An 11,712-nucleotide genomic window follows, 5' to 3' on the forward strand; every position below is an offset into this window, starting at 1 on the left:
TTTCTGTCGGTTGGGCGGGCTCTGCGTGTTATCACCCCCGCACGGTCCGCCGTACGCGACCATGACGGACGCCGAAACCGTCACGATGAGCGGAAGAAGGACCCACGTGCCCGGCAGCGAGAGCGAGAACCCGGCGATCCCCTCGCCCACCCCCACCGAGACCCGGCCCAAGACCAACAGGGACTGGTGGCCGAACCAACTGGACCTGCAGGTACTCCACCAGCATTCGCCCCTCTCCGATCCGATGGACGCGGACTTCGACTACGCGAAGGAGTTCGCGGACCTCGACGTCGACGCGCTGAAGCGGGACGTCATCGCGGTGATGACGGACTCCCAGGACTGGTGGCCCGCCGACTACGGCCACTACGGGCCGCTCTTCATCCGGATGAGCTGGCACGCCGCGGGGACGTACCGCATCGCGGACGGCCGGGGCGGCGGCGGCCAGGGAGCCCAGCGCTTCGCCCCGCTCAACAGCTGGCCGGACAACGCGAGCCTCGACAAGGCGCGCCGGCTGCTCTGGCCGGTCAAGCAGAAGTACGGGCGGAAGATCTCCTGGGCCGACCTGCTGGTCTTCGCCGGCAACTGCGCCATGGAGTCCATGGGGTTCAAGACCTTCGGGTTCGGTTTCGGACGCCCGGACGTCTGGGAACCCGAGGAGATCTTCTGGGGTCCCGAGGACACCTGGCTCGGGGACGAGCGCTACAGCGGCGACAGGGAACTCACCGGCCCCTTCGGTGCCGTGCAGATGGGCCTGATCTACGTCAACCCGGAGGGCCCCAACGGCAACCCGGACCCGATCGCCGCCGCCAGGGACATCCGGGAGACGTTCGGGCGCATGGCGATGAACGACGAGGAGACCGCCGCGCTCATCATCGGCGGCCACACCTTCGGCAAGTGCCACGGCGCGGTCAGCCCCGAGTACATCGGCCCGGAGCCCGAGGCCGCCCCCATCGAGCAGCAGGCCCTCGGCTGGCGGAACTCGTACGGCAGCGGCAAGGGCGCCGACGCGCTCACCAGCGGACTCGAAGGCGCGTGGACGAACGAGCCCACCAGGTGGGACAACGGCTATCTGGACAACCTGTTCCGGTACGAGTGGGAGCTGACGACGAGCCCCGCCGGCGCCCACCAGTGGACCCCCAAGGACGCGGCGGCGAAGGACACCGTGCCCGACGCGCACGACCCGTCGAAGCGGCACGCCCCGATGATGCTCACGACGGACCTCGCGCTGCGGATGGACCCGGTCTACGCGCCGATCGCGAAGCGCTTCCACGAGAACCCCGACGAGCTCGCGGACGCGTTCGCCAAGGCCTGGTACAAGCTGCTGCACCGTGACATGGGCCCGCTCTCGCGCTACCTCGGCCCGTGGATCCCCGAGCCGCAGATCTGGCAGGACCCGGTCCCCGCCGTCGACCACCCGCTGGTCGGGGAGGCGGACGTCGCCGCCCTCAAGTCCAGGATCCTCGACTCCGGGCTCTCCGTCTCCCAGCTGGTCACCACCGCCTGGGCGTCGGCCGCCAGCTTCCGCGGCACCGACAAGCGCGGCGGCGCCAACGGGGCGCGGATCCGGCTCGCGCCGCAGAAGGACTGGGAGGTCAACTCCGGTCCCGAGGTGGCCCGGACGATCGAGACCCTCGACGGGATCCGCCGGGACTTCACGGGTGCGTCCGGTGCGCGGATCTCGCTCGCGGACCTCATCGTGCTCGGCGGCTGCGCGGCCGTGGAGCGGGCCGCGCGGAACGCCGGGTACGACCTCACGGTCCCGTTCGCGCCGGGGCGCACCGACGCCTCGCAGGAGCAGACCGACGTCGAGTCGTTCGCGGTCCTCGAACCCCGGGCGGACGGCTTCCGCAACTACCTCCGGGCGGGAGAGAAGCTGTCGCCGGAGACCCTGCTGCTCGACCGCGCCAACCTGCTGACGCTGACCGCCCCCGAGATGACGGTGCTCGTCGGCGGCATGCGGGCCCTCGGCACCGGGTTCGGGCAGTCGTCGCACGGGGTCTTCACCGACCGGCCGGAGACGCTGACCAACGACTTCTTCGTCGGGCTCCTGGACATGGGCACGGAGTGGAGGGCCTCGACGTCCGACGAGAACGTCTTCGAGGGCCGCGACCGTGCCACGGGCGAGGTGCGGTGGACCGCCACCCCCGTCGACCTCGTCTTCGGTTCGCACTCCCAGCTGCGGGCCCTCGCGGAGGTGTACGCGTCCGCGGACGGGGGCGAGAAGTTCGCGCGCGACTTCGTGGCCGCGTGGGACAAGGTGATGAACCTCGACCGGTTCGACCTGCGCTGAGCACGGCGCCCGGCCGGCCCGCGGGCCGGCCGGGCCTCCTCGCCCCTGGTCCTGCTACGCGTCGGCGCCCGGGACCCCCAGCGGGTCGTCCGGGGCGTTCTTCCACTCCCTCGTCCGGGCCGCCGTCAGGTGGTGAGGAGCCGGTTGAAGAACGAGCGGTACTGGCGCAGGGCCGTGCGCAGGTCCTCCGTGTCGACGTCCTCGCCTTCGCTCCACTGGCCTTCCAGGTCCTTCTTGCGGTCGGCGAAGGTGGCGGCGAGCCTCCGGATCACCTCGGTGACCAGCTCGTCGGCGTCGTGCACGGCCCCGCGGGGGTCGTCGACGAACCGGCCCTGCACCTCGCGCCAGCGCGTGCGGAACGCCTCGTCGGCCTCGGCGTCCAGGAGGCGCGGCAGCTCCTCCCCGGTGCCGGGTCCCGCGTCGGCGGCGGGTCCCGCGTCGGTATCGGACCCCGTGTCGGTGTCGGACCCCGTGTCGGTGCCGGGTCCCGTCACATCAGTACCGGCCCCCACCCCAGTACCGGCCCCCGTCGCATCAGTACCGGCTCCCACCTCGGTACCGGCCCCCGCCTCGCGCAGCTCGGCGCCGCGCCGCCCGGCCTCACGCGCCTCCGCCTCACGCGTGTCGGCGGCGGTGTTCCCGCGGATGTCCTCGTCGGCGTGCGTACCGGCCGGGAGGTCGGTGCTCTCGCCGGGGTACATGGGCGGCGCGTCGGTGCCGTCGGCCCGTGCCGGTGTGTCGTACTCGCGTCCCATGGCGCGTCCTCCTGGTCAGCTCCGGCCCTGTCCGGGCGCGTCGCCGTTCGAGAGAAGCTCGTCGAACAGCGCCCGGTAGTGGACCATCGCGCCCCTCAACTGCTCGGTCGTGGCCTGCCGCGAGAAGCTCAGGGCGTTGATCTCGTGCGCCGCCTGATAGTGCTCCAGGGTGCGGCCGTGCTCCACGGAGAGGTCCCGCATCTGCTGCTCGAAGCCCTCCGTGGGATAGCCCCGCTCGCGCATGAGCGAGGTCACCAGCGTGTCCGCGTCGTGCACCGCGCCGTCGGGACGGTCCACGAACTGTTCCTGCACGCTGCTCCACTGCTGGGCGTAGCGCTCCCGCGCCCCGCTCGACAACGGCTTGATGTCCAGGTCCTCGTGGCGCTTCTCCCGCTCCCCGAGGTCGTGCTCGGCGGCCCGCCTGCTCCCGGCGTCCTCGACGGCGCGGTCGTACTCGGGTCCGAAGCGCTCCTGCAGCCGACGGCGGCGCCGCCGGTCCAGGGCGATGGCCAGCACGATCAGCGCGATCACCACCACGACGGGTATGACGATGGCCAGAATCGTTCCTGTCGACATCGGCCTCGCTCCCTCGGCTCTCGGCTGTGTCCACGGCGGCTGCCCAGGCGCGCCGGACTGAAACGGCCGCCGGGTGCCGGGCGTCTGCCTGGTGGTGTCGACACCAGGTGCGGCACACCCTCCCTGGGGCCGCCGGACGCTGCCACTGTCGTCGCATGACCCAGCACACCACTCTGATCACCGGCGTCACCACGGGGATGGGGCGCGCGCTCGCGCTCGATCTGGCGCCCCGCGGCGGCACCCTCCTCCTGCACGGCCGGAACGCCGAACGGCTTGAGGCCGTGGCCGCCGAGACCCGGGCCGCGGGGCCCGGCACCACGGTCCGCACCTATCTCGCCGACCTCTCCGACCTGGACCAGGTGCGTGCGATGGCCGCCCGGATCAGGGCGGCGGAGCCGCACCTCGACGGGCTGGTCCACAACGCGGTGGCGGGCGGCGGCTCGCGGCCGCTCACCCGGGAGCTGAGCAGCCAGGGCCATGAACTCCGCTTCGCGGTGAACCACTTGGCACCGTACGCGCTCACCCGCGCCCTGCTGCCCCTGCTCACCGCCTCGGCTCCGGCGCGGGTCGTCAACGTCGCGTCGATCGGGCAGGAGGCCGTCGATTTCGACGACGTGATGCTGGAGCGGGGCTACGAGGGTCTGCGCGCCTACTGCCGGAGCAAGCTGGCCATGATCATGGCGACCTTCGAGCTGGCCGCCGAGCTGGAGGACACCGGCGTCACGGTGAACGCCCTCCACCCCGCCCACCTGATGGACACGCCCGCCGTCCGCGCCTACGGCCTCACGCCCGTCACCACCACGGAGGAGGGCGTCCGTCCCACCGTACGGCTGCTCCTGGACCCGGAGCTCGCCGGTGTCACCGGCCGTTACTTCGACCGGTTCACCGATGCGCGGGCCCACGAGCAGGCGTACGACGCCGAGGCGCGCGAGCGGCTGATGAGGCTGACGCACGAGCTGACGGAACGGGCCTGGCTTCCCGATCCGGCCTGATCCGGGGGCGGGCCCCGGGCGGCGTCCGGACGGCCGTCACTCCCTTGGACGGCGCACCGCGCCGCGGCGGTCACCACGCAGCAGACTCGCTCGGAGTGATCCCCCGTGAAGGAAGGGAAGCATGGCCGAGAAGCCCACCATCGTCCTGGTCCACGGTTTCTGGGGCGGCGCCGCCCACTGGGCGAACGTCATCGTCGAGCTGAACAAGCGCGGCCACGACAGGATCCGCGCCGTCGAGAACCCGCTCACCTCCCTCGCCGACGGCGCCGAACGCACCCGCAAGATGATCAAGCAGGTCGACGGCCCGGTCGTCCTCGTCGGCCACTCCTACGGCGGCGCGGTCATCACCGAGGCCGGCGACCTGCCCAACGTGAAGGCCCTCGTCTACATCGCCGCCTTCGCACCGGCCGAAGGCCAGAGCCCCGGCCGGATCAGCCAGGAGAACCCGCCGGCCGCCTTCGACAACATCGCCCCCGACTCCGACGGCTACCTCTGGATCAAACAGGACAAGTTCCACGAGAGCTTCGCCCAGGACCTCGCACCCGACGAGGCGCTCGTCATGGCCGTCACCCAGAAGGCACCGCTCGCCTCCACCTTCGGCGACAGCGTCACCGCACCGGCCTGGCGCAACAAGCCCGTCTGGTACCAGGTGTCCACCCAGGACCGCATGATCCACCCGGACAACGAGCGCCGCATGGCCCGGCGCGCCAACGCCCGCAAGATCGTCGAACTCGACGCGAGCCACGCCTCCCTGGCCTCCCGGCCCGTGGAGGTCGTCGACCTGATCGAGGAGGCGGTCCGCGAGACCGTCGGCTGACCGGGCCGCACACCGGTGTCGCCGCCGTGCACCCGCGCGGCGGCGGCGTGCGGGCCTGACGGGTGACGCTCGCGCGGGTCGAGGGCACCCCGGGCCGCCGCGCGGCCCCCACCGGCCAATACTCCGGCCATGAGACCACCTCGCGCCAAGACCGGACCTCTCCGGTCCGCTTCCCGGTCACGCCGTGCCGCGGTCACCGCCGTCGCCGCGCTCCTCGCCCTCTGCGCCCCGGCCGCGGCGGCCGGCGCCCCGGCGACCGACGCCCGCCCCCACCGGCCCTGCGTGGGCTCCCGGGTGCCCGACCGCGGTCCGGCGCGCGACGTCCTGCGGATCGCCGAGCGGGCCAAGGCGGAGATGGACCTCAAGTCCGTGATCCTGCGGGTCACCGTCGACGGCCGCGAGGTCGTCACCACCGCGCTCGGCGAGTCGATGACGGGCGTTCCGGCCACCCCCGCCATGCACTTCCGGAACGGGAACATCGCGATCAGCTACATGGGCACGGCGCTGCTGCGACTGGTCGACCGGGGCGTGGTGCGCCTCGACGACCCCGTCGCGCGCTGGCTGCCCGGCCTCGAGGACGGCGACCGGATCACCCTGCGGATGCTGGCCGCCTCCACCACCGGTCTCGTCGACTACGTCCGGCTGCCGGAGTTCCAGCGGGCCGTCTCCGCGAACCCGTTCCGCCAGTGGACCGCCGACGAGCTGGTGCGGCTGTCGACGGGCAAGGAGCGCTGGTACGAGCCGGGCACCAACTGGAGCTACTCGCACGCCAACTTCGTCCTCCTGGGCGCCGCCCTGGAGAAGATCACCGGCACGCGCCTCGACGTCCTGCTCCGGCACGAGGTCCTGGGCCCGCTCGGGCTGCGCGAGACCCGCAACGGTTTCACGCCCGACATCCCCGCACCCGTCCTGCACGCCTTCACGTCCGACCGCGGGACGTACGAGGAGTCGACGTTCTGGAACCCCTCGTGGACCACCGCCCCGGGCGCGGTGGAGACCACCGACATCTGTGACCTGGCGAGCTCCGCCGCCGGCATCGGCTCGGGCCGGCTGCTCTCCCCGTCGTCCTACCGGGAGCTGCTGGACCCGGGGACGGTCGGTCTGGGCCACGCCACCGCCAAGTGCCCGGCGACGGTCTGCCTCGCGCAGACGGAGGCCACCCACTACGGCCTGGGGCTGCTCGTGCTGGGCGACTGGGTGTCCCAGCACCCGTTGTTCTTCGGGTACTCGGCGTCCCAGGCGTACCTGCCGTCCGAGCGGCTGGCCGTCGCGGTCTCGACCACGAACGGCCCGGCCGCCCCGTCGGGCCACTCGGCCCACACGATCGCCCAGCGGATCGCGGCCGCGCTGGCCCCGGCCCATCCCATTCCCGACTTCGGCTGACGGCCGCCTCAGACCGCCGCCGGGTCCGCGTCCGGCGTGTGCCCGGCGGTCTCGGCGGCCTCCGCGGCGGTGTGGAAGGAGGCGAAGGTGAAGGCGCGCGGGGACGGACCGTGCGCCCGCAGGTCCGCCAGCCGTTCGACGGCCTCGTCGACGGTCGGGACGTGCCCGGCGGGGACCCACCAGAGCACCAGGTGCGCCTCGACGTGCCGGTGGAACCAGTCACGGCGCTTCCGCATGACCTCCAGGTGCCCGCTGCGGTAGGCGAAGTCCCACAGGGCCTCCCGGGTCTGCCAGACCGACAGGTTGACGATGACGTCGTCGCCCAGCGGGCGCAGTCCGGTGGCGTCGGCCTCCCCCTCGCCCATGAGCCGCCACACGAAGCCGGGGGCCTCGTCGGCGGCGGCGTTGACCGGGTCGAGCATCTCGACGAACGGCGCCACGCGCGGGTCGTCGAGGGGGTGGAGGAGCCTGGAGACGTTGAGCTGGGCGAGGTGGGCGGAGTGCCGGGCCGTGGTCATGGCCTCATCCCAGCACGCGCCGCTTTTCTATGTCAATCTCCATTGTTTTTAGAAGCCTCGACCACCACGCAGCACTCCCCCGGCCGCGCGTCCATGCGGGCGCCGACGGGTCCCCCCGCGCCGAGCAGCCCTTCGAGGAGCGCGAGGTTCATGCCGCAGACGAGCGGCGGAAAGCTCTCGGCGACGGAATGGAAGGGACAGTTGCGCATCCGGACGACATCCGTCGCCGCCCCCTCGGTGTCCTCCCGGTACGGCTCGTAGCCGCGCGCCGCCAGCGTCTCCACGGCCTCTTCGAGGCTCCCGCAGGGTCCCGCCGAGCCGCGCAGCGCCTCGCCCCGGCGGCGCGCCGCCGCGCAGAGACCGGCGTCGAGCCCGGCCTGCTCGGCGGCCTCCGCGAGCAGCTCGGCGGCGGTGCGGTAGTCGCGGGCGGGCAGCGACACCGTCCGCTCGCCACGGGCCCGCACGTACACCTTGGCGGGACGGCCGGCCCCCGGCCCCGACCGTCCCGACAGACGGCGGCTGCCGCTCTCGAGCAGCCCGGCACCGGTCAGCCTGTCCAGATGGTGCGCGGCGAGGGTCCGTGCCACCCCCGTCGCCTCGGCGGCCTCGTTGCGGCCGACCTCGCGGCCCTGGGCCACCACGTACTCGTACAGGCGGCGCCGTACAGGATCCTGCAGCACCGCGATCGCGTCGATGTCCTCCACGGGACCAGTCTAGGAACAACACGGATTGGCGATAGAAGGACGGACCGCTCGGGCCGGGACCGGACCACCGCGACGCGGCGCAGCGCCGTGAGGACGGCGTCCGCGACGCGACCCGGTGTCCGCCGGGGGAGGAAGCCGTCCCGCGCCGGCCGCGCGGTCGCGTGTTACGTTCGCGCCTCGACGGACGACCGGGAGCGTGTGGTGGCGGAAGCGACGAGGCCGGAGCCGGACGCGGGGCCGCGGCTCCGGAGGCAGCCGCGGCAGGCCCGCAGCCGGGCCAGGGTCGAGGCCGTCCTCGGCGCGGCCGACCGGATCCTGGCCCGGGAGGGGTACGAGGCGCTGACGATGCGGCGGATCGCCGAGGAGGCGGGCGTGCCGGTCGGCAGCATCTACCAGTTCCTCCCCGACAAGGGCGCGGTGGTGGACGCGCTCGGCCGGCGGTACCTGGAGGCCTTCGAGACGGCCGTCGACGAGCTCGTCGAGCGGGCGGTCGGGGGCGGACTGACCGATCTGGTGGACACGATGGTCGACGTCTGCACCGAGCTGTTCCGGTCCCAGCCGGGCGGCATGGCGCTGTGGGCCGGCCGGCACCTCAGCCCCGAGCTCGCCCGTGCCGACGAGGCGAGCAACGAGCTCATCGCCGAGGGCCTGCGGCGCATCGTCGAGCACCTGACCGGCGTGGCCGGCGGCGAGCGGGTGCGGCGGGCGGCCCGGATGGCGGTGTGGGCCGCCAACGCCGTGCTGCACGAGGTGTTCAAGGGCGACGGCGAGCCGGACCTGGAGACCGTGGACGAGCTGAAGCGGATGCTGAACCGCTACTGGGAGGACCTGCGCGACCGGCTGACGACCGAGGAGGGGTGCCCCCCGGGGAGCGCGGGATCCGCCCCGTCCCACCCATAGAACGTGAACACACGTTCATGTTACGGTGCGGCCCACCTCGGACGGCAAGCCGGCAGTGAAGGCAGGTGCCCGTGACAACCAGCGCCACCGATCCCACCCGACTCCCCCCGCTCCCGGCCGACTTCGTCTGGGGCGCCTCCACCGCCGCGTACCAGATCGAGGGCGCCGCGGACGAGGACGGCAAGGGGCCGTCGATCTGGGACACCTTCGTGCGGCGCCCCGGAGCCGTCCGCGACGGCCACACCGGCGACGTCGCCTGCGACCACTACCACCGGTTCGACGAGGACGTGGCGCTGATGCGCCGGCTCGGGCTCGACGCGTACCGCTTCTCGGTCTCCTGGCCCCGCGTCCTGCCGGCCGGCGCGGGCAAGGTCGAGCCGCGCGGCCTCGACTTCTACGACCGGCTGGTCGACGCGCTGCTCGACGCCGGGATCGAGCCCACCCCCACCCTCTTCCACTGGGACCTGCCGCAGGCCCTGGAGGACGAGGGCGGATGGCTGAACCGGGGGACCGCGCACCGGTTCGCCGAGTACGCGGCGGTGACGGCGGACCGGCTCGGCGACCGGGTGAAGCGGTGGATCACCCTGAACGAGCCCTTCGTGCACATGTCCTTCGGCTACGGCTTCGGCGTCCACGCCCCGGGCCGCGCCCTGCTCCTCGACGCGCTGCCCGTCGCGCACCACCAGCTGCTCGGCCACGGCCTCGCGACCGCGGCGCTGCGGGCCGCCGTCCCGGACGCCTCGGTGCTGATCGCCAACAACTGCACGCCCGTGCGGCTGCGCACGGACGCCCGGTCGGACGCGGACGCGGCGGCGGCCTCCGCGTACGACGCCCTGCACAACCGTCTCTTCAACGACCCGGTCCTCCTGGGGAGTTACCCGGACCTTTCGGCCTACGGCGTGACCGAGCCGAGCTGGGGGGGAGTGGTGCGCGACGGCGACCTCGCCACCATCGCCGCGCCGCTCGACGGACTGGGCGTCAACTACTACAACCCGAGCTGGGTGACCGCCCCGGCCGATCCGGCGGCGGGTCTGCCCTTCGATCTGACCGAACCTCAGGAGACGTACGGGAGGACCGCGTTCGGCTGGCCGGTCGTCCCCGACGGGCTCACGGAGCTGCTCACCGGTCTCGAGGCCCGTTACGGCGGGGTCCTTCCGCCGGTGTGGATCACCGAGAACGGCTGTTCGCAGCCGGCCGGCACGGACGACCGGGAACGCGTCGACTACCTCGCCGGACACATCACCGCCGTCGCGGACGCCGTGGCCCGGGGGGTGGACGTGCGCGGCTACTTCACCTGGTCGCTGCTCGACAACTTCGAGTGGGCCGAGGGCTACCACCAGCGTTTCGGCCTGGTCGAGGTCGACTTCGCCACCGGACGCCGCACGCCCCGGGCGAGCTTCGCGTGGTACCGCGACCTGATCGCCTCCCAGCGGACCCGATCGTCCTCATGACCCGGGCCCGCGCGGAGGACGCGGCGGACGGGACCGGCCACGCCGCCGTCCTCGCCGAGCCCACCGTCCCGGTCGGGGCCGGGTGGACGGCGGGCCTCTCGCTGGCCACCCTCGCCGTCTTCATGGCCTTCATGACGCCCATCCAGATCCTGCTGCCGCTCCAGCTGGCGCACATCGACCCGCACGGCAAGAACGCCGCGCTGTCGCTCGTCACCGGCCTCGGCGCGCTCGTCGCGGTCCTCGCCAACCCGCTCGCCGGGGCGTGGTCGGACCGGACCACGAGCCGGTACGGCCGCCGCCGGCCCTGGATCCTCGGCGGCGCCCTCGCCGGGGCGGCGGGCCTCGCGGTGACCGCCGCCCAGCACACCGTGGCGGGGGTCGCCGTCGGCTGGTGCCTCGCGCAGGCGGGCCTCAACGCGATGCTGGCCGGCGTCACCACCCCGATCGCCGACCGGGTGCCGCTCGGCCAGCGCGCGCAGGTCTCCGGCTGGACGGGCCTCACGCAGTCCGTCGGCCTGGTCCTGGGCGCGCTGATCACCACCCTCCTCGTCACCGGCGTCCGGTCCGGCTACGTCACGCTGGCCCTGCTCACCGTCGCGCTCGCCCTCCCCTTCGTGCTGCGCCAGACCGAGCCGGCCCTGCCGCGGGCGCTGCGCCCCGCCTTCGACGCCGGCGCCTTCGCCCGCTCCTTCTGGCTGAGTCCCCGGCGGCACCCCGACTTCGGCTGGGCGTGGCTCACCCGGTTCCTGATCAACCTCGGCAACGCCCTGGGCACCCTCTACCTGTTCTACTTCCTCGCCGACGCCGTCCACTACGGCGACCCCGGCACCGGCGTACTGATCCTCACGGTGGTCTACACCCTCTGTGCCGCGCTCACGGCCGTTCCCGTGGGCGTGCTGTCCGACCGCGCCGGCCGCCGCAAGGGCTTCGTCGTCCTCTGTTCGCTGATCATGGCCGCCGCCGCGCTGCTGCTCGCCCTGCTCCACACCTGGCCGTCCGCGCTCGCCGCCGCGGCCGTCCTCGGGGCGGGGTACGGCATCTACCTCGCCGTCGACCAGGCCCTGGTCACCGAGGTCCTGCCCGCGGCCGCCGACCGCGCCAAGGACCTCGGCGTCATCAACATCGCCAATTCCGGCCCCCAGGTCCTCGCCCCCGCCCTCGCCTCGCCGGTCATCGCCCACCTCGGCGGTTACACCGGTCTGTACGTGACCGCGGCCCTGGCCATCCTCCTCGGAGGCCTCCTCGTCGGCCGCGTCCGGGGCGTGGCCTGACGCCTCCCGGCAGGACCGGACCGCATCCCAACTGCTGAAATTATTCATTCAGAGT

Annotated in this window: 11 protein-coding genes; 7 read left to right on the forward strand and 4 right to left on the reverse strand. The window is 73.1% G+C overall.

Annotated features, from left to right (window positions below):
* The first annotated feature begins 106 nt into the window (after nucleotides 1–106).
* A complete protein-coding gene (gene katG / locus K7G60_RS18405; protein ID WP_225802015.1) occupies nucleotides 107–2,290 on the forward strand; it encodes a catalase/peroxidase HPI in 2,184 nt (727 codons plus the stop codon).
* Between the two features lie 125 nt (nucleotides 2,291–2,415).
* On the opposite strand, the gene K7G60_RS18410 is transcribed toward katG, so the two are convergent.
* Nucleotides 2,416–3,045, reverse strand: a complete 630-nt coding sequence (locus tag K7G60_RS18410) for a hypothetical protein (protein WP_225802016.1) — start codon at nucleotides 3,043–3,045, stop codon at nucleotides 2,416–2,418.
* 15 nt (nucleotides 3,046–3,060) lie between these two features.
* Complete coding sequence (locus tag K7G60_RS18415) at nucleotides 3,061–3,621, reverse strand: hypothetical protein (RefSeq protein WP_225802017.1); 561 nt, start codon at nucleotides 3,619–3,621, stop codon at nucleotides 3,061–3,063.
* Nucleotides 3,622–3,776: 155 nt separating this feature from the next.
* Between K7G60_RS18415 and K7G60_RS18420 the strand changes: the two genes are divergently transcribed.
* The 3 genes from K7G60_RS18420 (at nucleotide 3,777) to K7G60_RS18430 (ending at nucleotide 6,813) form a co-directional block, all read left to right on the forward strand.
* On the forward strand, nucleotides 3,777–4,613 hold the full coding sequence (locus tag K7G60_RS18420; RefSeq protein WP_225802018.1) for an SDR family NAD(P)-dependent oxidoreductase: 837 nt from the start codon (nucleotides 3,777–3,779) through the stop codon (nucleotides 4,611–4,613).
* A 121-nt stretch (nucleotides 4,614–4,734) separates the two neighbouring features.
* A complete protein-coding gene (locus K7G60_RS18425; RefSeq protein WP_225802019.1) occupies nucleotides 4,735–5,430 on the forward strand; it encodes an alpha/beta hydrolase in 696 nt (231 codons plus the stop codon).
* 129 nt (nucleotides 5,431–5,559) lie between these two features.
* On the forward strand, nucleotides 5,560–6,813 hold the full coding sequence (locus K7G60_RS18430) for a serine hydrolase (protein ID WP_225802020.1): 1,254 nt from the start codon (nucleotides 5,560–5,562) through the stop codon (nucleotides 6,811–6,813).
* An 8-nt stretch (nucleotides 6,814–6,821) separates the two neighbouring features.
* Here K7G60_RS18430 and K7G60_RS18435 read toward each other — a convergent pair whose 3' ends face one another.
* Together K7G60_RS18435 and K7G60_RS18440 are read right to left on the reverse strand one after the other, a co-directional pair.
* A complete protein-coding gene (locus K7G60_RS18435; protein ID WP_225802021.1) occupies nucleotides 6,822–7,331 on the reverse strand; it encodes a DUF3291 domain-containing protein in 510 nt (169 codons plus the stop codon).
* Nucleotides 7,332–7,363: 32 nt separating this feature from the next.
* Nucleotides 7,364–8,035 (reverse strand): metalloregulator ArsR/SmtB family transcription factor, encoded by a 672-nt coding sequence (locus tag K7G60_RS18440; RefSeq protein ID WP_225802022.1) that lies wholly within the window; start codon nucleotides 8,033–8,035, stop codon nucleotides 7,364–7,366.
* 201 nt (nucleotides 8,036–8,236) lie between these two features.
* On the opposite strand from K7G60_RS18440, the gene K7G60_RS18445 reads away from it, so the two are divergent.
* The 3 genes from K7G60_RS18445 to K7G60_RS18455 all read left to right on the forward strand — a co-directional run bounded on the left by K7G60_RS18445 (nucleotide 8,237) and on the right by K7G60_RS18455 (nucleotide 11,657).
* On the forward strand, nucleotides 8,237–8,935 hold the full coding sequence (locus tag K7G60_RS18445; protein ID WP_225802023.1) for a TetR/AcrR family transcriptional regulator: 699 nt from the start codon (nucleotides 8,237–8,239) through the stop codon (nucleotides 8,933–8,935).
* A 65-nt stretch (nucleotides 8,936–9,000) separates the two neighbouring features.
* Nucleotides 9,001–10,386, forward strand: a complete 1,386-nt coding sequence (locus tag K7G60_RS18450; RefSeq protein WP_225802024.1) for a GH1 family beta-glucosidase — start codon at nucleotides 9,001–9,003, stop codon at nucleotides 10,384–10,386.
* On the forward strand, nucleotides 10,383–11,657 hold the full coding sequence (locus K7G60_RS18455; RefSeq protein WP_225802025.1) for an MFS transporter: 1,275 nt from the start codon (nucleotides 10,383–10,385) through the stop codon (nucleotides 11,655–11,657). The genes K7G60_RS18450 and K7G60_RS18455 overlap by 4 nt, the downstream gene beginning before the upstream one ends.
* Nucleotides 11,658–11,712: the final 55 nt, after the last annotated feature.

The organism is Streptomyces sp. NK15101 (genome assembly GCF_020400725.1).
Lineage (GTDB): Bacteria > Actinomycetota > Actinomycetes > Streptomycetales > Streptomycetaceae > Streptomyces.

Excerpts from the sequence above, each read along its gene's own strand:
- K7G60_RS18455 (WP_225802025.1), top strand. The coding sequence starts at position 10,383 with ATGACCCGGGCCCGCGCGGAGGACGCGGCGGACGGGACCGGCCACGCC.
- K7G60_RS18415 (WP_225802017.1), bottom strand. The coding sequence starts at position 3,621 with ATGTCGACAGGAACGATTCTGGCCATCGTCATACCCGTCGTGGTGGTG.
- K7G60_RS18410 (WP_225802016.1), bottom strand. The coding sequence starts at position 3,045 with ATGGGACGCGAGTACGACACACCGGCACGGGCCGACGGCACCGACGCG.
- K7G60_RS18435 (WP_225802021.1), bottom strand. The coding sequence starts at position 7,331 with ATGACCACGGCCCGGCACTCCGCCCACCTCGCCCAGCTCAACGTCTCC.
- K7G60_RS18420 (WP_225802018.1), top strand. The coding sequence starts at position 3,777 with ATGACCCAGCACACCACTCTGATCACCGGCGTCACCACGGGGATGGGG.
- K7G60_RS18425 (WP_225802019.1), top strand. The coding sequence starts at position 4,735 with ATGGCCGAGAAGCCCACCATCGTCCTGGTCCACGGTTTCTGGGGCGGC.
- K7G60_RS18430 (WP_225802020.1), top strand. The coding sequence starts at position 5,560 with ATGAGACCACCTCGCGCCAAGACCGGACCTCTCCGGTCCGCTTCCCGG.